Source organism: Alkalithermobacter thermoalcaliphilus JW-YL-7 = DSM 7308, from assembly GCA_001584565.1.
Lineage (GTDB): Bacteria > Bacillota > Clostridia > Peptostreptococcales > Peptostreptococcaceae > Alkalithermobacter > Alkalithermobacter thermoalcaliphilus.
On the sequence record LSFY01000001.1, the window covers coordinates 608,876 to 630,387 of the forward strand.

Annotated in this window: 24 protein-coding genes; 22 read left to right on the forward strand and 2 right to left on the reverse strand. The window is 28.9% G+C overall.

What is annotated here, in order from left to right; translation table 11 throughout:
* Positions 1–65: 65 nt before the first annotated feature.
* Positions 66–383 (forward strand): YkvA family protein, encoded by a 318-nt coding sequence (locus tag JWYL7_RS03205; RefSeq protein WP_066068853.1) that lies wholly within the window; start codon positions 66–68, stop codon positions 381–383.
* Here JWYL7_RS03205 and JWYL7_RS03210 read toward each other — a convergent pair.
* Complete coding sequence (locus JWYL7_RS03210; RefSeq protein WP_066068856.1) at positions 380–1,459, reverse strand: pyridoxal phosphate-dependent aminotransferase; 1,080 nt, start codon at positions 1,457–1,459, stop codon at positions 380–382. The two genes, JWYL7_RS03205 and JWYL7_RS03210, sit on opposite strands and share 4 nt — an antisense overlap.
* A gap of 87 nt (positions 1,460–1,546) precedes the next feature.
* Here JWYL7_RS03210 and JWYL7_RS03215 point away from each other — a divergent pair, with 87 nt between their 5' ends.
* The 13 genes from JWYL7_RS03215 (at position 1,547) to nifJ (ending at position 13,560) form a co-directional block, all read left to right on the forward strand.
* Positions 1,547–2,002, forward strand: a complete 456-nt coding sequence (locus JWYL7_RS03215; RefSeq protein WP_066068858.1) for an ATP:cob(I)alamin adenosyltransferase — start codon at positions 1,547–1,549, stop codon at positions 2,000–2,002.
* A 96-nt stretch (positions 2,003–2,098) separates the two neighbouring features.
* Entirely contained in the window at positions 2,099–2,620 is a 522-nt protein-coding gene (hpt, locus tag JWYL7_RS03220) for a hypoxanthine phosphoribosyltransferase (protein ID WP_066068861.1), read from the forward strand.
* A gap of 79 nt (positions 2,621–2,699) precedes the next feature.
* Positions 2,700–3,194, forward strand: coding sequence for a CinA family protein (locus tag JWYL7_RS03225; RefSeq protein WP_066068864.1), 495 nt, complete (start codon positions 2,700–2,702; stop codon positions 3,192–3,194).
* A 76-nt stretch (positions 3,195–3,270) separates the two neighbouring features.
* Complete coding sequence (locus tag JWYL7_RS03230; protein WP_066068867.1) at positions 3,271–3,483, forward strand: alpha/beta-type small acid-soluble spore protein; 213 nt, start codon at positions 3,271–3,273, stop codon at positions 3,481–3,483.
* Between the two features lie 97 nt (positions 3,484–3,580).
* Positions 3,581–3,754, forward strand: coding sequence for a hypothetical protein (locus JWYL7_RS10640; RefSeq protein ID WP_149683762.1), 174 nt, complete (start codon positions 3,581–3,583; stop codon positions 3,752–3,754).
* Positions 3,755–3,842: 88 nt separating this feature from the next.
* Entirely contained in the window at positions 3,843–4,355 is a 513-nt protein-coding gene (locus JWYL7_RS03235) for a hypothetical protein (RefSeq protein WP_066068870.1), read from the forward strand.
* A complete protein-coding gene (locus JWYL7_RS03240) occupies positions 4,336–4,917 on the forward strand; it encodes a flavodoxin family protein (protein WP_066068874.1) in 582 nt (193 codons plus the stop codon). The genes JWYL7_RS03235 and JWYL7_RS03240 overlap by 20 nt, the downstream gene beginning before the upstream one ends.
* Positions 4,914–6,098, forward strand: coding sequence for a chorismate synthase (gene aroC / locus JWYL7_RS03245; RefSeq protein WP_066068877.1), 1,185 nt, complete (start codon positions 4,914–4,916; stop codon positions 6,096–6,098). The genes JWYL7_RS03240 and aroC overlap by 4 nt, the downstream gene beginning before the upstream one ends.
* On the forward strand, positions 6,071–7,105 hold the full coding sequence (gene aroB, locus JWYL7_RS03250) for a 3-dehydroquinate synthase (RefSeq protein WP_066068880.1): 1,035 nt from the start codon (positions 6,071–6,073) through the stop codon (positions 7,103–7,105). The genes aroC and aroB overlap by 28 nt, the downstream gene beginning before the upstream one ends.
* The gene (aroA, locus tag JWYL7_RS03255; RefSeq protein ID WP_066068883.1) at positions 7,095–8,375 is read left to right on the forward strand and encodes a 3-phosphoshikimate 1-carboxyvinyltransferase; all 1,281 of its coding nucleotides are present in this window, start codon (positions 7,095–7,097) and stop codon (positions 8,373–8,375) included. The genes aroB and aroA overlap by 11 nt, the downstream gene beginning before the upstream one ends.
* A 75-nt stretch (positions 8,376–8,450) precedes the next feature.
* On the forward strand, positions 8,451–9,020 hold the full coding sequence (pduL, locus tag JWYL7_RS03260) for a phosphate propanoyltransferase (protein ID WP_066068886.1): 570 nt from the start codon (positions 8,451–8,453) through the stop codon (positions 9,018–9,020).
* 82 nt (positions 9,021–9,102) lie between these two features.
* Positions 9,103–9,777: a deoxyribose-phosphate aldolase gene (gene deoC / locus JWYL7_RS03265; protein WP_066068888.1), complete on the forward strand. Its 675-nt coding sequence runs from the start codon at positions 9,103–9,105 to the stop codon at positions 9,775–9,777.
* A 249-nt stretch (positions 9,778–10,026) separates the two neighbouring features.
* Positions 10,027–13,560: a pyruvate:ferredoxin (flavodoxin) oxidoreductase gene (nifJ, locus tag JWYL7_RS03270; RefSeq protein WP_066068891.1), complete on the forward strand. Its 3,534-nt coding sequence runs from the start codon at positions 10,027–10,029 to the stop codon at positions 13,558–13,560.
* Between the two features lie 34 nt (positions 13,561–13,594).
* Here the strand turns inward: nifJ and ychF are convergent, their stop codons facing one another.
* A complete protein-coding gene (gene ychF / locus JWYL7_RS03275) occupies positions 13,595–14,689 on the reverse strand; it encodes a redox-regulated ATPase YchF (RefSeq protein ID WP_066068894.1) in 1,095 nt (364 codons plus the stop codon).
* A 109-nt stretch (positions 14,690–14,798) separates the two neighbouring features.
* On the opposite strand from ychF, the gene JWYL7_RS03280 reads away from it, so the two are divergent.
* The 8 genes from JWYL7_RS03280 to rsmH all read left to right on the forward strand — a co-directional run bounded on the left by JWYL7_RS03280 (position 14,799) and on the right by rsmH (position 21,506).
* Positions 14,799–15,917 (forward strand): CbiX/SirB N-terminal domain-containing protein, encoded by a 1,119-nt coding sequence (locus JWYL7_RS03280; RefSeq protein WP_066068897.1) that lies wholly within the window; start codon positions 14,799–14,801, stop codon positions 15,915–15,917.
* Positions 15,910–16,071: a hypothetical protein gene (locus JWYL7_RS10510; RefSeq protein ID WP_161937477.1), complete on the forward strand. Its 162-nt coding sequence runs from the start codon at positions 15,910–15,912 to the stop codon at positions 16,069–16,071. Before JWYL7_RS03280 ends, JWYL7_RS10510 begins: the two co-directional genes overlap by 8 nt.
* Before the next feature lie 18 nt (positions 16,072–16,089).
* A complete protein-coding gene (locus JWYL7_RS10645; protein WP_169794320.1) occupies positions 16,090–16,233 on the forward strand; it encodes a helix-turn-helix domain-containing protein in 144 nt (47 codons plus the stop codon).
* Between the two features lie 227 nt (positions 16,234–16,460).
* A complete protein-coding gene (locus tag JWYL7_RS03285) occupies positions 16,461–17,009 on the forward strand; it encodes an RNA-guided endonuclease InsQ/TnpB family protein (RefSeq protein WP_334292129.1) in 549 nt (182 codons plus the stop codon).
* A 184-nt stretch (positions 17,010–17,193) separates the two neighbouring features.
* Positions 17,194–18,453 carry an EF-P 5-aminopentanol modification-associated protein YfmF gene (gene yfmF / locus JWYL7_RS03290; protein ID WP_066068900.1) on the forward strand — a complete coding sequence of 420 codons (1,260 nt, stop codon included), beginning with the start codon at positions 17,194–17,196 and terminating at the stop codon, positions 18,451–18,453.
* Positions 18,454–18,464: 11 nt separating this feature from the next.
* Positions 18,465–19,751 (forward strand): EF-P 5-aminopentanol modification-associated protein YfmH, encoded by a 1,287-nt coding sequence (yfmH, locus tag JWYL7_RS03295; protein WP_066068903.1) that lies wholly within the window; start codon positions 18,465–18,467, stop codon positions 19,749–19,751.
* An 80-nt stretch (positions 19,752–19,831) separates the two neighbouring features.
* A complete protein-coding gene (gene lgt / locus JWYL7_RS03300; protein ID WP_066068906.1) occupies positions 19,832–20,581 on the forward strand; it encodes a prolipoprotein diacylglyceryl transferase in 750 nt (249 codons plus the stop codon).
* Positions 20,571–21,506, forward strand: coding sequence for a 16S rRNA (cytosine(1402)-N(4))-methyltransferase RsmH (gene rsmH, locus JWYL7_RS03305; protein ID WP_066068909.1), 936 nt, complete (start codon positions 20,571–20,573; stop codon positions 21,504–21,506). Before lgt ends, rsmH begins: the two co-directional genes overlap by 11 nt.
* The last annotated feature ends 6 nt before the right edge of the window (positions 21,507–21,512 follow it).

Genomic DNA, 21,512 nt, shown 5'->3' on the forward strand with positions numbered 1-21,512 from the left:
TCCTCCAAAAATATTGTAATAAATAATTAGGAAAGGTTTTATATTACTATAAAGGAGATGATAATATGAAAAAAATAATAGCTGCCATATCTTTTATAAAAAGAATAAATATATTTTTTAAGTATTTAAAAGATAAAAATGTTAATATTGTAAGCAAAATTAAGGCATTTTCATTGTTTTCGGTAGGAATTTTATATTTAGTTTCTCCGATAGACTTTATACCAGATTTTATATTTGGTCTAGGTATTATAGATGATATATTCGTGCTTACTTATATATTTGAAATGTTAAATAAACAATTAGAAGATTATAAGAGAACATTAAAAGAAAAATCTTTAAGAATAATAGAAATAGATGATTATATAATAAAAGATGAAAACTAGGAGGAAAAAATTCCTCTTAGTTTTTTTATTAATAGCTCATTATCTTTGTGATTTAAAATACATACTCTAAAGAAATATTCATCAAGCCCTTCAAAAGAAGAAGCATCCCTTATAACTATTTTATCCTTAACAAGAATGTTGTATAAATCCCTTGCTGTTATAACTTTAGATGATATCTGGCATAGTATAAAGTTACCTTTACTATCATATATTTTTAAAGAGTTAATTTTGGATAAATTAGACATAAGATATTCTCTTTCAGTTTTCATAAACTCTTTAACTTTACAGATATACTCTGTATCTGATAGCATAGCTTCTCCTATTATAGAAGCGAAAATGTTTATATTCCAAAGATCTAAGTTTTGCTTTAAATCATTATATATAGTTTCATTGCTAGTAAGAGCATAACCTAATCTTATTCCAGGTGTTGAGAAGAATTTGGATGTACCTCTTATTAAGAATAGGTTAGGATAAATATCGACTAAACTTGAGCAAGAATAAATATTAGTATCTGTAAATTCTATATATGTTTCATCTACCATAACAAATGAATTTGTCCAGTTTAAAATAACTTCTAATTCGTCTTTTGTAAATGCATGTCCTGTTGGATTGTTAGGATTGCATATTACTACTAACTCATAGTTATTTTGTTTTATAGTTTGTAAAAAATGATCAAGATCGACCTTAAAGTCATCTTCGCTTCTTAGAAAATACTTATCGATATTTGAATGCACTTTTTTAAGTTCTCTTTCATATTCTGAATATGCAGGAGAGACTATAAGAGACTTTTTAGGGCTTATCAATTTAATGAATGAAGAAATAAATTGAGTAGCACCGCTTCCTAAAAGAATATTTTCACTTTTTACACTACAGTATGAAGAGATAGAGTTTTTTAAATTTATGTAGTCTGGATCAGGATAAATAGAAATCATATCAATATTTTTTATTAAAGCCTCTTTCGCTTTTAATGAAGCTCCTAATGGATTTATATTAGAACTAAAATCTAAAATTTCTTCTTTCTTAAAATTATATTCTCTAGCTATTTCAAATAAATTAGCACCATGTTTTACACTCATCAAAATCATCCTCCTAATAAGTTAATTATACATTTTTTTCTTTATTAAGTAAGCTGTTAATTTTAAAAAAGAAAGAGAGGGTTTAAAATGAAAAATTATAACAGTATAGTAGAAAAGTCGTATGAAACAATAAATGAACTCAATTTTTATATAGACTTGGCTAAAAATTATTCAAAAGATAGAGAAATATATAACGAACTTAGAAATATACAAGAAAAGTTATTAACGATTTTTGATAGTCAAGAAAATTTAGTGAGGGTTTCGGTTGACGAAGAGGATATACAATATTTAGAAAATATAAAACATAAATATATATCAAAGGTAGAAAATGCAAATGAATTTGTTGTTCCTGGAATTTCAAAAAGTTCATCTATACTTCATATAGCTAAAACTATATGCACAAGAGCAGAAAGAGACATATTAAGTTTAAATAAAAAGCAAAAAATAAATCCGGCTTTAATTAAGTATATACAGAAATTGTCTGATGTTATATACACTTTAGCAAAGTATAGTGAAGATGAAATTATATATATAGAAATCTAAAATACGAAAAATAAAATAAAAAATACAAAAAAAGTTCACATAATTACTTACATATGATAAAATATAGCTATAAAAAATAAGGAGGAAACTTAAAAAATGTATAGAGTTGCTGAGGTTTTGATAAGTGAGGAACAAGTGAAAAATAGAGTTTATGAGCTTGCTAAAGCTATAGAATCTGATTATAAAGGTAAAGATCTTTTAGTTATAGGAGTACTGAAAGGGGCATTTGTGTTTATATCGGATCTAATAAGAAATATAGATTTAGATGTAACTTTAGATTTTATGGCAGTTTCAAGTTATGGAATGTCAACTCAAACTTCAGGAATAGTAAAAATTTTAAAAGACTTAGATAGTGATATAGAAAATAAAGATGTTTTAATAGTTGAGGATATTATAGATACAGGTCTTACGCTAAAATATTTAAGTGATAATCTAAAATCGAGAAAACCTAATTCAATAAAAATATGCACACTTTTAGATAAACCTGAAAGAAGGCAGTGTCATTTAGATATAGACTATGTAGGATTTGAAATACCAGATAAATTTATAGTTGGATATGGAATTGACTGTGCTGAAAAATTTAGAAACTTGCCTTATATAGCAGTAGTAGAAGAATAATTCTACTACTTTTTTCTATTTTAGAAATAATACATTTGGTAAAATAGGATAAAAAACGAAAAGGAGGTTATACTATACGATGTGTGTTAAAGAAGTTATAGAAAATGAGGTAGTGAAAATTTTAAAAAGTAAAAACCTAACTATTTCAGTAGCTGAATCTTGTACAGGAGGAATTATATCATCAAAACTTATTAATTGCTCTGGTGTCTCATCGGTATTTATAGAGGGAATTGTTGCATATAGTAATCAATCTAAGATCGATAGATTAAATGTAAATAAAGATACATTAGATAAATATGGAGCTGTAAGTGAAGAAACTGCAAAGGAGATGGCATTTGGAATAGCTAAAAGCACAAATGTAGACATAGCAATATCTACAACAGGAATAGCAGGGCCTTTAGGTGGAAGTGATATAAAACCAGTTGGACTTGTATATATAGGTTTATATATAAAAGGAAATATAAAAGTGAAGAAAATAAATTTAAAAGGAGAAAGAAATTATATAAGAAATGAAGCTTCAACAATAGCTTTAAGATATTTAAAAGAAGAACTTGAAGAATACATCAACCAATAAATACCAAGTATAGTTTAGAAAAATTTTCACAGAATAATATCAAGTAATAAATATACTTAAAAGCGAGGGATACAAAATGGCTAACAACTACAACAAAAAAGCAGTTCCAGAGGCTAAAGCAGCTTTAAATCAAATGAAATTAGAAACTGCAAGTGAGCTTGGAATGAGCAACTATCAAAACATGGATAAAGGAAATTTAACTGCTAGACAAAATGGTTATGTAGGTGGATACATGACTAAAAAGCTAGTAGAAATGGCTGAAAGACAACTATCAGGAAAACAACAATAAATTTTAAAAGGCAAAGACTTAAGTCTTTGCCTTTTAAAATTTTGAATATGCTACTTTAATTTTGATAATAATAAGTTTGAAGGTGAGGAGTGATAGTATGGATAAACAAGTTAATTTTGAAATGCTAAAAGAAAGATTCAAAAATGCTACACTTGATGAAAAGATAGAAATATACACTACAACATCAGGACTAACTGTAGAACAGTTTAAAGAATTACTAAGGTATTTTCCGCTTCAGCATTTAAGTAAACTAGAAAAAGCTATGCAATAAAGCTAAGGGATTCCTTAGCTTTTGTTTTGAATAAAATACTAAATTTAAGGAAAAAATCAAATATAACTTCTAAAAAGGAGGAAAAAAGATGATAAGTGGTTTAATAGATTTAATGTATAAAGAGGTTATAAAAACAAGGCTTAACCAAATGGAAAAAGTCGACCCTTGCAGTGTTAAAGTAAAGCATAATACAAAAATAGTAAATAAGATAGATAATGTAACTATTAAGTTTATAAAGCTAGGCCTTTGTTTACTGTTTTTTTCGATAATTTTTAGAGGCAATATATATTTATCAACTATTAGCTTTTTAATATATTTAATTTATAGAAAAATGTATAAAAGAAAAATTAACAGCTATTTAAACTTAACAAAAACAAAAGTACAAGTTAAAACCAAACCTGTATTTACAGAGAGCATAAAAAATAAGATAAAAGGAATGTTTATTATATTAATTTTGCTTACATTTTCGCAATACAAAGGTTTTTATGTAGCTATACTTATGATCGTTTTCATGTTTACTATATTGGATATATATAGTAACATAAAATCAGAAAATAAAATGATCATAAAAGGAGAAAAAAATGAGCTTTTTGATAATTAATGCAAGCCCAAGAAAAAACAAAAATTGCCATCAAGCAGTTGAGCAAATAAAAGATATATTTGATGGTAACAGTGTAGATTATAAAATACTAAATATTTGGGATATGAATATTGAGTATTGCAATGCATGTGGTTATTGCAATCAAAATGGAATTTGTCACATAAAAGATGATATGAAAGATTTATATAAAGAATTTGATTTATCAAAAGGAACAATAGTTGTATCACCTGTTTATTTTGATTGTATTCCTGCAAAACTAAAATCATTAATAGATAGAACACAAGCTTTTTATGCAAGTAAATATATATTAAAAAAACCCTCAATAGATAGAAATAAACATAGAATGGGTTTTTTTATATCTGTTGGAGGATCGAAAGTTTATAAAACTCAGTTCTTAGCATCTCAAATAGTTGTAGATTTTTTTTATAAAAGTATAAATACAAAACTTATAGATAATCTTTACATATCAAATACAGATGAAGTAGAAATAAAAGATAACGAAAAGGCTTTAGAAGATATAAAGAAAATAAGTATTAGGTTAATAAAAGAGGTAGGGCTATGATAAGGTATTTAACATCTGGGGAATCTCATGGGCAGTGTTTAACAGCAATAATAGAAGGTATGCCTGCTAATCTAAAGATAAATATAGAGAATATAAATAAAGAACTCAAAAAGCGTCAGCTAGGTTACGGCAGAGGAGATAGAATGAAAATAGAAAATGATAGGGCTATTATATTATCGGGAGTTAGAGGCAATATAACACTAGGAAGTCCCATAGCTATACAGATTCAAAATAAAGACTTTGACAACTGGAAAGAGTACATGAATCCTATAGGAGATATAGACTTAGAAAGTAAAAAAGTTACAAAAGCAAGACCAGGACATGCTGATTTAGTAGGGGCTTTAAAATATAATTTTGAAGATATAAGAAATGTTTTAGAAAGGTCTAGTGCTAGAGAAACTGCAGCAAGAGTTGCTATAGGCGCTATATGCAAGGAATTTTTATCTAACTTTAATATAAAATTTACAAGTCATGTTGTTGGCATAGGTCAATATGAGCTAGATAAAAATTATGATTTTAAATATATAAGTGACAATGTAGAAAATTCTAGTGTAAGATGTGTAGATAAATTTTATGAACAAAAATTTATAGATGAAATAAATAAAGCTAAGGAAAATAGGGATACATTAGGAGGAATAATTGAAATAAGAATACAGAATATTCCTTTAGGAGTAGGTTCTTATGTTCACTATGACAAAAAACTTGATGCAAACTTGGCACTTGAGTTAATGTCTATTCAAGGTATAAAGGGAGTTGAATTTGGTTTAGGTTTTAAACTTGGAAAAGTTTTTGGATCTAAAGCTCAAGATCAGATATATTACAGTAAAGAAAAGGGTATTTATAGAAATACAAATAACTTAGGTGGAATAGAAGGTGGAATGAGCACAGGAGAAGAAATTATTATAAGATGTGTGATGAAGCCTATACCTACCTTGTATACTCCTTTAAATAGTATAGATATAAACACATTAGAAAATTATAAAGCCTCTGTTGAAAGATCTGATAATTGTGCAGTACCTGCAGCATCTGTTGTAGCAGAAAATGTATGTGCATTTGTTATTGCTAAATTTTTTATGTATAAATTTGGAAATGACAATATGGATGATATATTATCAAACTACGAAAATTATCTAGAAAGGTTAAAGGAAAAGGGATGGATAAAAAATCTAAAATCTACATAAGTCATAGTTTTGATGATATTTTGATAGATAATACTTTTGATAAAATACTAATAGTAACAGATAAAAACGTAGAAAACTTATATTTAAAATCTATACTTAGCAAAATACAGGATAAAACATATGTATATGTTATAGAGCCTGGAGAAAAATCAAAAACATTAGATACTTATAAAGAAATTTTTACATTTGCACTTGAAAAAGGCTTAACTAGAAAATCTTTAATTATAGCCTTAGGAGGAGGGGTAGTAGGAGATATAAGTGGATTTGTTGCATCTACATATATGAGGGGACTATCTTTACTTCATTGTCCTACAACGCTTTTATCTCAGGTTGATAGTAGTATAGGCGGAAAAACAGGTATAAACATAGGAAACTTTAAAAATGTTATGGGAACTTTTTATAATGCAGACAGTATTTATATAAATATAAGTACTTTAACAACTCTTTCTGATGAAGATTTTATTAGTGGAATGGCAGAAGTTATAAAATACTCACTTATATGGGATTATGACTTTTTAGATTATCTTATTTATAAAAGAAAAAGCATATTAGACAAAGATAAAACTGTTTTATGTAACATAGTCAAAAAATGCATAGATATAAAAAGTTATATAGTAGAAAATGACCATAGAGAAACAGGTTTAAGAAAAATACTAAACTTAGGTCATAGTTTTGGACATGGAATTGAACGATTAGGAAATTTGCCACACGGATATGCAGTTTCTATAGGGACTTGTATGGCATTTAAGCTTTCTTTAGATAGAAACCTTATAGGGAAAAATTACTATGACAAGCTAATAAATACATATAAAGATTTTGGGTTGCCTGTAAGTTTTGAAGGTATAAGTGAGTTTGAAATACTTGATATCATGAAAAAAGATAAAAAAAATAATTTTTCAAAATATAATTTAGTTTTACCAGTAGACTTTGGAAAAGTACAAGTATTCGATGATATAAATGAAGAAGAAATAATATCAGTTATTAAGGAGGTAAAAAATGATTTTTAACCCTATCTCACATATAAAAGGTGAGATTAATCTTGTTGGAGATAAATCTATCTCCCATAGGGCAATAATGCTATCTAGTATATCTAATGGCAATAGCTATATTGAAAATTTTCTTATGGCTAAAGATTGCTTAAGTACAATAGACTGTTTTAGAAAGATGGGAGTAGATATAAATATAAATAAAGATAAAAGTGTATCAGTTAAAGGTGTTGGGTTAAGAGGATTGAAAAGACCACATGGACAATTAGATGTAGGTAATTCAGGAACAACTATAAGGCTATTGATGGGAATACTTGCAGGTCAAAACTTTGAAGCTAATTTAATAGGAGATAGTTCTATAGCCCAAAGGCCTATGAAAAGAGTAACTGATCCTTTGAGGAAGATGGGAGCAAAAATAATAGGAAAAGATGATGCAAATTTTGTTCCTATAACCATACATGGAGGACAGTTAAAAGGGATAGATTATATTATGCCAATAGCATCAGCTCAAGTAAAATCATCTATAATTTTAGCTTCTTTATATGCTAGCTCACAGACTAGGATAGTTGAAAAAGTAAAAAGTAGAAATCACACAGAGATAATGCTAAAAGAGTTTGGAGCTAATATAAATGTAATAGATAATGAAATATATATAAATCAAGTAGAAAAATTATATGGACAAAATATATATGTTCCTGCAGATATTTCATCAGCATCATTTTTTATATGTGCAGCAAGTATGCTGAAAGGATCAGAAATCTTAATAAAAAATGTAGGTCTTAATCCTACAAGAACAGGTATATTAGAGGTTTTAAGCCAAATGGGAGGGAACTTTGAGGTATTAAACAAAAAAGTTGTATGTGGAGAGATAATTGGAGATTTATTAGTTAGATACTCAAAGTTAAAAGCTATACAGATTGGTAAAGAGTTAATACCAAAACTTATAGATGAAATACCTATTATAGCTGTATTAGCAACTCAGTGTGAAGGAACTACAGTAATAAAAGATGCCAGTGAGTTAAAGGTAAAAGAATCTAACAGGATAAAAAGTGTAGTTTTAAACTTAAAAGCTATGGGAGCTGATATAGAAGAATTAGAAGATGGAATGATTATAAATGGTCCTTGTAAGTTAAAAGGAACGAAAATTGATAGTTTTAATGATCATAGGATAGCTATGGCATTTTCAATTGCAGCTTTAGTAGCTGACAAGGATACATGCATAGATAACTTTGACTGTATAGATATCTCATTTCCTGAATTTACAGATATATTAAGAAAAGTTAGTTATTAAATATAATTTGATTTTTTTGTAAGGAATACGTTATAATGATATTGTTAAGAAAATAATAGAAAAGGAGAGAGTGGAATGAAGTTACCTATAGCTTTATCTAACAGACACATACATCTAAGTAAAGAGCATATTGAGATTTTATTTGGGGAAGGATATGAATTGACTCACTTTAAAGATCTTTCTCAGCCAGGTCAATATGCTTGCAATGAAAAAGTTGATATAGTAGGTCCAAAAGGAACTATAAAAGGGGTTAGAGTTTTAGGACCAGCAAGACCACAAACTCAAGCTGAAATTTCATTTGCAGATGGATTTGCACTTGGAATAATGCCTCCTGTTAGAGATTCTGGAGATATAGAAGGAACTCCAGGAGCTAAAATTGTTGGACCTAAAGGAGAAGTAGAGCTTGATAAAGGTATAATAGCAGCTGCAAGACATATACATATGCACACTACAGATGCTGAAAAGTTCAATGTTGTTGATAAACAAAGAGTTAAAATAAGAACTTTTGGAGAAAGAGCAGTAGTTTTTGAAAATGTTTTAGTTAGAGTACACCCAAGCTTTGCATTAGAAATGCATGTTGATGTAGAAGAAGGAAATGCAGCAGGTGTAAAAAATGGAGATATGGTAGAATTAATAGTTGAATAATAAGTACTTTAGTTTACAGCGCATAATAATTTATGCGTTTATATAGAAAATAAAAATATATATTAGGAGGAAAAGGAAACAAATGAACAGAGAAATAGCAAAAATTATAGATCATACTGTACTAAAGGCTCAAACAACTGAGGCAGATGTAAAAAAAGTTTGTAAAGAAGCAAAAGAGTATGGATTTTTTTCAGTGTGTATAAATCCTGCTTATATTGAACTTGCTAAAAAGGAATTAGAAGGTTCAGATGTTAAGGTATGTACTGTTATAGGCTTTCCTTTAGGGGCAAATACTCCAGAGGTTAAGGCTTTTGAAACTAAAGATGCTATCCAAAAGGGTGCAGATGAGGTTGATATGGTTATAAATATAGGAGCACTCAAAGATAAAAAGTATGATTATGTACAAAAGGATATAAAAGCAGTAGTAGATGCTGCTGATAAGAAAGCTTTAGTTAAAGTAATAATAGAAACATGCTACTTAACAGATGAAGAGAAAAAAATAGCTTGTGAATTAGCTAAAAAAGCAGGAGCAGACTATGTTAAAACTTCAACAGGATTTGGAACAGGAGGTTCTACTCCGCAAGATATAAAACTTATGAGAGAAACAGTAGGACAAAACATGGGTGTAAAAGCATCTGGTGGAGTTAGAACAGAGGAAGATGCAAAAGCAGTAATTGAAGCAGGAGCATCTAGAATAGGAGCTAGTTCATCAGTTGCTATAGTTACAGGAAGTGAAACTGAAGGTAGTGGTTATTAGAAAAAAGTGACCAATGGTCACTTTTTTCTAGGAATAAATTTCAATATTATATAATGTATAAAATCAGTAACTTAGGCAATGATTAGATAGGTAGTAATTATTTGTAACAAAATTGCTTACAGATATAGAAATTATTCTAAAAATGGTGTACAATTAATTGTGAAAAATAAAATTATTTAAATGTCAGAAAATTAAACTTGCTTTTAACACAAAACACATTATAAAAAGTATGATAAGGAGGGAAATTAAATGGCAAGAAAAATGAAGACGATGGATGGAAATACAGCTGCTGGTTACGTTGCTTATGCGTTTACAGATGTTGCAGCTATATATCCAATAACTCCATCATCACCTATGGCAGAATACGCTGATGAAATGGCGGCATTTGGACAAAAAAATATCTTTGGTCAAACAGTTGAGGTAGTTGAATTACAATCAGAAGCAGGAGCAGCAGGAGCTGTTCACGGTTCTTTAGCTGCAGGAGCGCTTACTACAACTTTTACTGCTTCTCAAGGTTTATTACTTATGATACCAAATATGTATAAAATAGCTGGGGAATTACTTCCAGGAGTATTCCATGTAACAGCACGTGCAGTTGCAAGTCACGCACTTTCTATATTTGGAGATCACTCAGATGTTATGGCAACTAGACAAACAGGTTGCGCACTTTTAGCTTCAGGATCAGTACAAGAAGTTATGGATTTAGGAGGAGTAGCTCATTTAGCAGCTATTAAATCTAGAGTTCCTTTTGTACATTTCTTTGATGGATTTAGAACTTCTCATGAGGTTCAAAAAATAGAAGTTATAGAGTATGATGAGTTTGCAAAGCTTGTTGACAAAGAAGCTGTTAAAGAGTTTAGAAATAGATCTTTAAATCCAGAGCACCCTGTAACTAGAGGTACAGCTCAAAATCCAGACATATTCTTCCAAGCAAGAGAAGCTTGTAATACATATTATGATGCAGTTCCAGATATAGTAAATGATTATATGAAAGAAATAAATAAATTAACAGGTAGAGATTATAAGCCATTTAACTACTATGGAGCACCAGATGCAGAAAATATTATAGTTGCAATGGGATCTGTTATAGAAACTATAGAAGAAACTATAGATTACTTATTAGCAAAAGGAGAAAAAGTAGGATTAATTAAGGTACGTCTTTACAGACCATTCTCTCCTAAGTATTTCTTTGATGTTTTACCTTCTACAGTTAAGAGAATAGCTGTACTTGATAGAACTAAAGAACCAGGAGCAATAGGAGAGCCTTTATACCTAGATGTACGTTCTTTATTCTACAATAAAGAAAATGCTCCATTAATAGTTGGTGGACGTTATGGACTAGGATCTAAAGATACTACTCCATCTCAAATTAAAGCAGTATTCGACAACTTAAAATCTGAAAATCCTAAAGATAGATTTACAATTGGTATAGTTGACGATGTTACTCACTTATCTTTAGATGTTAAAGAAAAAATAAATACAGCTCCAGAAGGAACTATAAGATGTAAATTCTGGGGATTAGGATCAGATGGTACTGTTGGTGCAAATAAGAGTGCTATTAAGATCATAGGAGATAAAACTGACTTATATGCTCAAGGTTATTTCTCTTATGATTCTAAAAAGTCTGGTGGGGTTACAATTTCTCACTTAAGATTTGGTAAAAAACCTATAAGATCAACTTACTTAATAGATGAAGCTGACTTTATAGCATGTCATAATCAATCTTATGTAAATCAGTATGATTTATTAAAAGGATTAAAGCCAGGCGGAACATTTGTTCTAAACTGCAGATGGAGTGAAGAAGAATTAGATAAGAATCTTCCTGCTTCAATGAAAAAATATATAGCTGACAACAATATAAACTTCTACATCATAAATGCTACTGATATAGCTCAAGAAATCGGATTAGGAAATAGAATTAACATGATAATGCAATCAGCATTCTTTAAGCTTGCTAATGTTATTCCTATGGAAGATGCAGTTAAGTACTTAAAAGAAGCTATAGACGAAGCATATGGAAGAAAAGGTGAAAAGATAGTTCAAATGAACTATACAGCAGTAAAAAGAGGAATCGATGCTCTTGTAAAAGTTAATGTTCCAGCTTCTTGGTCAGGAGCTGTAGAAGAAGCTGCTTTAACAAGATCAAAAGAAGTACCAGAGTTTATAAGCAAAGTATTAATTCCTATGAACAGACAAGAGGGAGACTCTTTACCAGTAAGTACTTTTGTAGGTTCAGAAGATGGAACTTTCCCACATGGTACTGCAGCTTATGAAAAACGTGGAATAGCTGTAACAGTTCCAGAATGGCAAATAGATAAGTGTATACAATGTAACCAATGTTCATTTGTTTGTCCTCATGCTGCTATAAGACCTTTCTTAGCTACAGAAGAAGAGTTAAAAAATGCTCCAGAAGCGTTTGAAACTAAGAAAGCTATAGGTAAAGGACTTGAAGGATTACAATATCGTATGCAGGTAACAACTATGGACTGTACAGGATGTGGAAACTGTGCGGATATCTGTCCAACAAAAGAGAAAGCATTAATCATGAAGCCTGCAGAAACTCAGCATGAAGTACAAATGAAAAACTGGGAGTTTGCGTTAACTTTACCTGTAAGAGATGATTTAATGCCTCGTGATACTGTAAAAGGTAGCCAATTTGCTCAGCCACTTCTTGAGTTCTCAGGAGCATGTGCAGGTTGTGTTGAAACAGCTCATGCAAAACTTATAACTCAGTTATATGGAGATAGAATGTATATTGCAAATGCTACTGGATGTTCTTCAATTTGGGGAGGATCAGCACCATCTACTCCATATTGCAAAGATAAGAATGGAAGAGGACCAGCTTGGGCTAACTCTTTATTCGAAGACAATGCAGAATATGGATATGGAATGGCACTTGCAGTTAGACAAATAAGAAATAGATTAAAAGATATAATGACTGAATGTATAGAGCTTAACATTCCATCAGAATTAAAAGAAGCATTAAAAGAGTGGATTGAAACTATGAATGATGGAGATGTTTCAAGAAAGGTAAGCGAAAAACTACTTTCAGTTATAAATGAAGTTAAAGTAGAAGATGCTAAGGCTAAAGAAATAATAGATGAAATAATAGAAAAGAAAGATTATCTAGTTAAGAAATCTATCTGGATATTTGGTGGAGACGGTTGGGCATATGATATAGGTTATGGTGGACTTGATCATGTTCTTGCTTCAGGAGAAAATGTAAATGTTCTTGTATTTGATACAGAGGTTTATTCAAATACTGGAGGACAGTCTTCAAAAGCAACTCCTACAGGATCTGTTGCTAAATTCGCAGCATCAGGAAAGAAAGTTAAAAAGAAAGATCTTGGTATGATAGCTGCAAGCTATGGATATGTTTATGTAGCTCAAGTAGCAATGGGTGCTGATAAAAATCAATTTATGAAAGCTGTAATTGAAGCAGAAAAATATGATGGACCATCATTAATAATAGCATATTGTCCATGTATTGCTCATGGTATAAAAGAAGGTATGGGACGTACTCAAAATCAAATGAAAAAAGCAGTAGAGTGCGGATACTGGCACCTATACAGATTTAATCCAGAACTTAAAGAGCAAGGTAAAAATCCATTCATACTAGACTCAAAAGAGCCAACAGGAAGCTTTAGAGATTTCTTAATGGGAGAAGTAAGATATACTTCATTAATGAATTCATTCCCAGAAGAAGCAGAAAAATTATTCGCTAAGGCAGAACAAGAAGCTAAAGAAAGATATGAAACATACAAAAGAATGGCTCAAATGTAGTAAAAAAAGAGGTGAATAATTATTCACCTCTTTTTTATACATTAAATCTAAACAGTATAACATCTCCATCTTTAACTATATAATCTTTACCCTCAAGTCTAACAAGACCTTTCTCTTTTGCTGCAGACATTGTACCTACAGAAATTAAGTCTTCATATGCAATTGTCTCAGCTCTTATAAAGCCTCTTTCTATATCAGAATGAATTTTTCCACCTGCTTGAGGAGCTTTAGTTCCATTTTTTATAGTCCATGCTCTAACCTCTTTAGGTCCAGCAGTTAGAAAACTTATAAGACCAAGTAAAGAGTACCCAGCTTTTATTAATTTATCAAGTCCAGACTCTGTGAGACCTAAATCTTTTAAGAACTCAGCTTTTTCGTCATCTCCAAGTTCAGCAATTTCAGATTCTATTTGAGCGCATATAACAACAACTTGAGAGTTCTCGTTGCTTGCATATTCTCTAACGCGCTTTACGTATTCATTAGAATCTCCATTGTCAACTAGATCGTCCTCACATACATTAGCTACATAAATTACTGGTTTGTAAGTTAATAAATTAAGTTGCTTTACAAATGCTTGATCATCATCTGAAAAATTCATAGATCTAACAGGCTTGTTACCTTCAAGAGTTTCTTTTATTTTCTCTAAAATCTCAAGCTCAGAAGCTAAAGATTTATCAGCCTTAGCAGCTTTTTGAGTTTTTTGAATTCTTCTTTCTAAAACTTCAATATCTGAAAGTATAAGTTCAATGTTTATAGTTTCTATATCTCTTATAGGGTCAACAGATCCATCTACATGAACTACATTAGGATCATCAAAGCATCGTACTACATGTACAATAGCTTCTACTTCCCTTATATGAGATAAGAATTTATTACCTAAACCTTCTCCCTTACTAGCTCCTCTAACAAGTCCTGCTATATCACAAAACTCAATAGCAGTTGGAACTATCTTTTCAGAATTATATATTTGTTGAAGTTTTAAAAGCCTTTCATCAGGAACAGAAACAACTCCGACATTAGGCTCAATCGTACAAAATGGATAGTTAGCTGATTCTGCTCCAGCTTGAGTTATAGCATTAAAAAGTGTACTTTTACCAACATTAGGTAATCCTACTATCCCTAACTTCATCTTTAATCTTCCTCTCGTATAGTATTATTTTAAACTAAATAGACATACAGAAAAATTATAACTCATATATAATATCAATGCAAATTATTAATTAAAGTTAGGTGATATTATGTATAAAAAAATATTAATAGCATTAAGTATATTTAGTGCAGCAATTTTTGACAAAACACTTGAAAATATATTCATAATTATATTTTCGGTAGGAGTATATGCACTCTTAGTAAAAAAAGACTTTAAAGATGTATTAAAAAGTTTAGTAGTTGGGTATATAATATTAAACCTTGTAGTAGTGGTTTTTTATAAAGACAAAATAAATTATTCAATAATAGAAAATAACAATCTAAATAAAGATAAAAAAGCTATTGTGTTAGTTTATCAGGGAGAAGACAAACTATATAATTTAAAAGAAAGAGCGAGAGAAATTTATGAAAATGATAAAATTTATTCTATATTCACTAGTGCATATAAATTAAATAGATACAAGAGTATGTATAACAATTTGGGGTCTAGTGATTTTAAAAGGAATTCATATGATTTTAGAAAAAAGTTAACAAATAAATTAGATAATGAATATATAGTGATAAATGCGAATCTTCATACAAAACCATATTTAGAAACAGTTGTATCAGATCTTGTTAACAAAGGATACAAAGATATTATATTTTGTCCTATGTTTTTAACAGAAGGAAAAGAATATAAAATTTTTGAAAAAAGACTAAATGATATGGAACTTATAAAATATGGGGTAAAAACTAAAATTACTGAAGTGTTTTTCAACTCACATAATATAGCCACTTTATATAAAGACTACATAATGAATTATATAATCGAAAAAGATGATGCTGTAGGAATTTTATTAGTTGGATTTAAGGAACAAAATGATTTAAATCAAGATGTAAGTTTTAGAGAAAAAATAAAAAAATATTTATTGATGGAAGATGGATATAATATGAAAATAAAATTAGCACTTTTAGAAAATCATAAAAAGGATATAATAAAAGTGGGGAATGAGTTGTTAGAATATGGTATAGATATATTATTTTTGGTTATACCAACATCTTTGTTTGAAACAATTCAAACAAGATCTTTAGCAGAATATATTTTTAACAAACTAGATATTTCTGATGAAACTAAATATTACTATGTAGGCCCTGTTAATAGTAATGATTTATTAGTTGAAGAGTTACATAAAAAAATAAGATTAATAGAAAATCAAGGAGGTGTGTAAACAGTTAAAAATATTTATAAATTCATATAAAAACCTTATAATTTTTATAACATCATGTTATGATTATTATGAAGCGATGGAAATGAAATATTATAGTATAGGTGAATTTGCTAAGTTGATAGGAAAAACAGAGCAAACAAAGCTAAGGAAATGATTAAGGTGCTGGTAGAAGATGATTAAGACTTACAAAGTTAAGCTTTTACCTAACAATAAACAACGAACAAAGCTATTCGAGTGTGCCTCAGTTGCAAGATGGGCATATAACTTTGCGTTAGCAACACAGCAAGAAAACTATAAAATAGTGGTAAGTTTTTAAATGATGGTGAGATTAGAAAAAGATTAACAGAGTTAAAAAAGACAAAAGAATATACTTGGCTTAACAATTACTCAAATAATATAACAAAACAAGCTATAAAAGATGCCTGTATTGCATATAAAAATTTCTTTGAAGGTAGAGCAAACTTTCCTAAGTTTAAGTCAAAAAAGAAAAGTAAACCAAGTTTTTATTTAGCTACAATAAGTACAGGACAAAAGTACAAAAACATAAATAAAACAAGTAAAGTTAAAAAACTTGAGAAAAGACAAAAAAGATTACAAAAAAAGCTATCTAAAAAATATGAATTAAACAAAATTCAAACAGAAGGAGGTGAATACCGTTACAGAAAAACTAACAATATAAAAAAGTTAGAATTCCTTGTTTTAAAAATGAGAAGAAGGCTTAAAAACATAAGGCATAATTATGTTCATCAGATAATTGCATCTTTGGTGAAAGCCAAGCCAGAGTATGTAGTTATGGAAAATTTAAATACTTGTGGAATGCTGAAAAATAAAAGATTATCAAAATCGATACAAGAGCAGCTATTTCACGAATTTAAAAGACAAATGGGATATAAATGCGCCTTAAATGATATAAAATTTATACTTGCAGATACATTCTATCCTTCATCTAAAACTTGTAGCATATGTGGTGCTTTAAAAAACAAACTTTCTTTATCAGAAAGAACTTTTATATGCGATAAATGTGGATGTAAGATAGATAGGGATTTAAATGCAAGTATAAACCTAAAAAATTATGGTAAATCAATAGCATAGCACCTAAAGCTATTATTGATATGTACCCATACGTTAGTGGGGAATTTAAGCCTTCGGAGTGTTAAATAAACAGGAGTAGATTTTTCGAAACTGGACACGATGAACAAGGAAGGAAACGTAAACTTTTATAAGGTTTAATAAGAACTTTATAGAGCTTTATAAGTTTTCTGTAACGGTAATTGACTTGGATAAAATAGAAAAAATATCTTTAGGAGAACAGTTTAACTTGGTTTTAATAAATACAGAAAAATTTAAAACAAATCTGATAAGTGTATATATAAAAAGGCCATTAGATAGAAAAGAAGTTACAAAAAATACTCTTATCCCAAGTTTATTAGAAAGTGGAACTGTAAATTTTAAAACACAAAGAGAAATATCTAGAAAATTAGATGAATTGTATGGAGCAGGACTAGCTTGCAGTGTAAGTAAAAAAGGAGAAAAACATATACTAAGCTTTAAATTAGCAATAGTAAACAATACATACGTAAATGAAAATATATTAAAAGAAGGACTTATCCTTTTAAATGAAATAATAAATAAGCCTTTAGTAGAAAATAATGGATTTAAAAAAGAATACTTAGAAATTGAAAAAAGTAACTTAAGAGATAAAATAAGATCAAGAATTAATGACAAGGGGCATTATGCATTAGAAAGATGTATAGAAGAAATGTGCAAAGGAGAAAGTTTTAGCATATATGAATATGGATATGAAGAAGACTTAAAAGATATAGATGAAAAAACTCTTTATGATCATTATAAACATATAATAAGGACATCTCCTATTGATATAGTTATAGCAGGAAGTTTTGACAGAGAATCTATAATAAATGATGTAAAAAATATATTAAACTTTGAAAGAGATAGTATTATACAGATCCCTCAAGAACAAATAGATATAGATGTAAAAGATGTTAAGAATATAACAGAGAAGATGGATGTAACTCAAGGGAAAATAGTTTTAGGGTTTAGAACAAATATACACTATAAAGACGATAAATATTATCCTCTTATGGTATATTCTAATATACTAGGGGGAGGACCTCACTCAAAACTTTTTGTAAATGTAAGAGAAAAGGAAAGCTTATGTTACTATATATATTCCTCAATAGAAAAATATAAATCTATAATGGTGATTGCATCAGGCATAGAAGTAGATAACTATGAAAAAGCAATAAATCTTATCAACGAACAATTAGAAAAAATAAATAAAGGAGAAATAACTCAAGAAGAAATAAGTAATAGTAAAAAAGCCTTAATAAATTCTGTTAATTCAGTTAAAGATAGTTTATTAGGTCTATCTGACTTTTATTATGGACAAATAATAAGTCAAACACAAGAAAGTTTGGATTCTATAATTGAGAAGATAAATTCAGTTACAATAGAGCAAGTTATAGATGCTTCATCAAAAATAAAGTTAGACACGATATATTTCCTGAGAAACTAAGGAGGTAAGTTATGAAAGAAATAGTTAATGATAAATTAAAAGAAAGTATATTTTATGAAAAATTAGAAAATGGCTTAGAACTATTCTTTATGCACAAGCCAGGATTTACCAAAAAATATGCAGTGTTTGCTACTAAGTATGGATCTAATGATTTAGAGTTTATCCCTGCAAATAAAGATAAAAAAATAAGAGTTAATGAGGGGATAGCACACTTTTTAGAACACAAGATGTTTGAACAGCCAGATGGGAAAAATGCATTTGATAAATTCTCAGATTTTGGAGCTAGCGCAAATGCATATACAAATTTTACAATGACTGCATACTTATTTTCTTGCACTGAAAATTTTTATCCTTGCTTAGAACATTTATTAGATTATGTTCAAACGCCATATTTTACAGATGAAAATGTAGAAAAAGAAAAAGGAATAATAGAGCAAGAAATAAATATGTATAATGACAATGCAGATTGGAAAGTTTATTTTAATGCACTAAAAGCTATGTATGTTAATCATCCTACTAGAATTGATATTGCAGGAACTGTCGAAAGTATATACAAAATAACAAAAGAAGAGCTTTATGATTGTTACAATACATTTTATAGCCCGGGAAATATGGCATTATTTGTAGTAGGAGATTTAGAAAAAGATAAAGTAATTTCCACAGTAAGACAAAATATGAGAAAAGAATTTAATAATCTAAACTCTAGTATAAAAAGGTTTTATCCAGATGAGCCAAAGAATATAAACCAAAAAGAAATTGTTGAGAATCTATCAGTATCTATACCTATGTTTAATATAGGGTTTAAAGATACAGATGTAAATTATGATGGCGATAAGCTATTAAATAAGGAAATAGCAACAGAAATTATATTAGATATGATATTTGACAAAGGAAGCATACTTTATGAACAGCTATATCTTAAAGGATTGATAAATGAAAGTTTTGGTTGTGATTATGTAGGTCATATAGATCATGGATATACAATAATGGGAGGAGAATCTAAAGATCCTAAAAAAGTTAAAGATATAATATTTGAATATATCCAAAAATATAGAAAAGAAGGATTGGATGAAGAAAGTTTTAACCGATCAAAGAGAAAAAAAATAGGCAAATTCCTAAAATCATTTGATTCGATAGAATTTATAGCAAATAACTTTATATCTTATCATTTTAAAGGAATAAATATAACAGACTATCTTGAGGCAGTTAAGAACATAAAGTTTGAAGATGTTATAAATAGATTTAATAATCATTTTACAGAAGAAAATTGTGTTATATCTATAATAAATCCAAAATAGTTGAAAATTGACATACTGCTTAAGTACAATTATAATAAAGCTAGGCTTAGCCTGGTTTTATTTTTTATGGAGGTGAAATAATGGATCCAATAGCGTTTAGTATTTTTGGTATAGATATAAGATGGTATGGTATACTTATATCGATGGCTATGGTAATTGGAATTTTCATAGCTTTAAATGGAGCTAAAAGAGCTAAAATAGATGAAGATAGATTATTAGATTTATATTTGATAGCTATACCAAGTTCTATAATTGGTGCTAGAGTATATTATGTTCTATTCAACTTAGAATATTACAAAGGAGATTTATTTAAAATAATAAATATAAGAAGTGGTGGACTTGCAATACATGGAGGAATCATAGGTGGCTTGATTGCAGGTTATATATACTGCAAACTTAAAAATATAGATTTTAGAAAAGTTATTGATATTTCAGCTCCTGGTATTATACTAGGACAAGCTATAGGAAGATGGGGAAATTTCTTTAATCAAGAAGCATATGGAAGGCCTACTGATTTACCTTGGGCAATAACAATAGATGGTGTTAAAGTTCATCCAACGTTTTTTTATGAATTTGTTTGGAATATATGTGTTTTTATATTTCTAATAAAATTTAGGAAAAATAAAAAATATGAAGGTCAAATTTTCATATACTATGCAATTGGATATTCAATAGGAAGATTCTTTATAGAAGGACTTAGGATAGATAGTCTTATGATAGGCCCTTTCAAAACTGCACAGTTAGTAAGTTTATTAACCATAACTGGTTGTATTTTTTTAGATAGGTATTTTCAAAAACACGATGTAAGGAGAGAAAAAAATGAATTTTAATCATATATCTGTTCTTTTAGATGAATGTATAGAAAACTTAAATATAAAACCTAATGGTGTGTATGTGGATGCGACATTAGGTGGAGCAGGACATTCTTTAGAGATAGTTAAAAGACTAAATGAAGATGGACTTTTAATAGGATTTGATCAAGATATAAATGCAATAAAAGTTGCAAGTGAAAAGCTTAAAAATTATGAACAAAAAATTAAACTTATTCATAGTAATTTTGTAAATTTAAAATCAGAACTTGACAAGATAGGAATACATAAAATTGATGGTATACTTATAGACTTAGGAGTATCTTCTCATCAGTTAGATGAAAAAGAAAGAGGATTTTCTTATATGCAGGATGCTACTTTAGATATGAGAATGGATATAAGAAATCCTATAACTGCTAAAGATATTGTAAACAGCTATAGTGAAGAGGAATTAGAGAAGATAATAAGAATATACGGAGAAGAAAATTGGTCTAAAAGAATAGCAAAATTTATAGTGCAAGAAAGACAAAAAAAGCAAATCAATACAACAGGAGAACTTGTAGATATAATAAAAATGGCAATACCTAAAAAAGCTAGAATAGATGGTCCTCATCCAGCAAAAAGAACTTTTCAAGCACTAAGAATAGAGGTAAACAATGAATTAGATATAATAGATAAAGTTATTGTAGATAGTGCTAATATGCTAAATAAAGGCGGCAGGATATGTATAATAACATTCCATTCACTTGAAGATAGAATAGTAAAAAACACATATAAAAATCTAGAAAAAAGTTGTATTTGTCCTAAGGAATTTCCTGTGTGTCAATGTAATCAAGCTCAAGTTCTAAAGATTATAACAAAAAAGCCTATAATTCCTAGTCAAGAAGAAATAACTCAAAATCCTAGATCAAGGAGTGCAAAATTAAGGGTAGCAGAAAAAGTATAGGGTTTG

Coding starts and splice junctions, on each gene's coding strand:
- aroA (WP_066068883.1), top strand. CDS start 7,095: ATGATTTTTAACCCTATCTCACATATAAAAGGTGAGATTAATCTTGTT.
- hpt (WP_066068861.1), top strand. CDS start 2,099: ATGTATAGAGTTGCTGAGGTTTTGATAAGTGAGGAACAAGTGAAAAAT.
- JWYL7_RS03225 (WP_066068864.1), top strand. CDS start 2,700: ATGTGTGTTAAAGAAGTTATAGAAAATGAGGTAGTGAAAATTTTAAAA.
- nifJ (WP_066068891.1), top strand. CDS start 10,027: ATGGCAAGAAAAATGAAGACGATGGATGGAAATACAGCTGCTGGTTAC.
- aroB (WP_066068880.1), top strand. CDS start 6,071: ATGGATAAAAAATCTAAAATCTACATAAGTCATAGTTTTGATGATATT.
- JWYL7_RS03215 (WP_066068858.1), top strand. CDS start 1,547: ATGAAAAATTATAACAGTATAGTAGAAAAGTCGTATGAAACAATAAAT.
- ychF (WP_066068894.1), bottom strand. CDS start 14,689: ATGAAGTTAGGGATAGTAGGATTACCTAATGTTGGTAAAAGTACACTT.
- JWYL7_RS10645 (WP_169794320.1), top strand. CDS start 16,090: ATGATTAAGACTTACAAAGTTAAGCTTTTACCTAACAATAAACAACGA.
- JWYL7_RS03235 (WP_066068870.1), top strand. CDS start 3,843: ATGATAAGTGGTTTAATAGATTTAATGTATAAAGAGGTTATAAAAACA.
- deoC (WP_066068888.1), top strand. CDS start 9,103: ATGAACAGAGAAATAGCAAAAATTATAGATCATACTGTACTAAAGGCT.
- yfmH (WP_066068903.1), top strand. CDS start 18,465: ATGAAAGAAATAGTTAATGATAAATTAAAAGAAAGTATATTTTATGAA.
- JWYL7_RS03240 (WP_066068874.1), top strand. CDS start 4,336: ATGAGCTTTTTGATAATTAATGCAAGCCCAAGAAAAAACAAAAATTGC.
- JWYL7_RS03280 (WP_066068897.1), top strand. CDS start 14,799: ATGTATAAAAAAATATTAATAGCATTAAGTATATTTAGTGCAGCAATT.
- JWYL7_RS03210 (WP_066068856.1), bottom strand. CDS start 1,459: ATGAGTGTAAAACATGGTGCTAATTTATTTGAAATAGCTAGAGAATAT.
- JWYL7_RS03205 (WP_066068853.1), top strand. CDS start 66: ATGAAAAAAATAATAGCTGCCATATCTTTTATAAAAAGAATAAATATA.
- lgt (WP_066068906.1), top strand. CDS start 19,832: ATGGATCCAATAGCGTTTAGTATTTTTGGTATAGATATAAGATGGTAT.
- pduL (WP_066068886.1), top strand. CDS start 8,451: ATGAAGTTACCTATAGCTTTATCTAACAGACACATACATCTAAGTAAA.
- JWYL7_RS10640 (WP_149683762.1), top strand. CDS start 3,581: ATGGATAAACAAGTTAATTTTGAAATGCTAAAAGAAAGATTCAAAAAT.
- rsmH (WP_066068909.1), top strand. CDS start 20,571: ATGAATTTTAATCATATATCTGTTCTTTTAGATGAATGTATAGAAAAC.
- JWYL7_RS03230 (WP_066068867.1), top strand. CDS start 3,271: ATGGCTAACAACTACAACAAAAAAGCAGTTCCAGAGGCTAAAGCAGCT.
- aroC (WP_066068877.1), top strand. CDS start 4,914: ATGATAAGGTATTTAACATCTGGGGAATCTCATGGGCAGTGTTTAACA.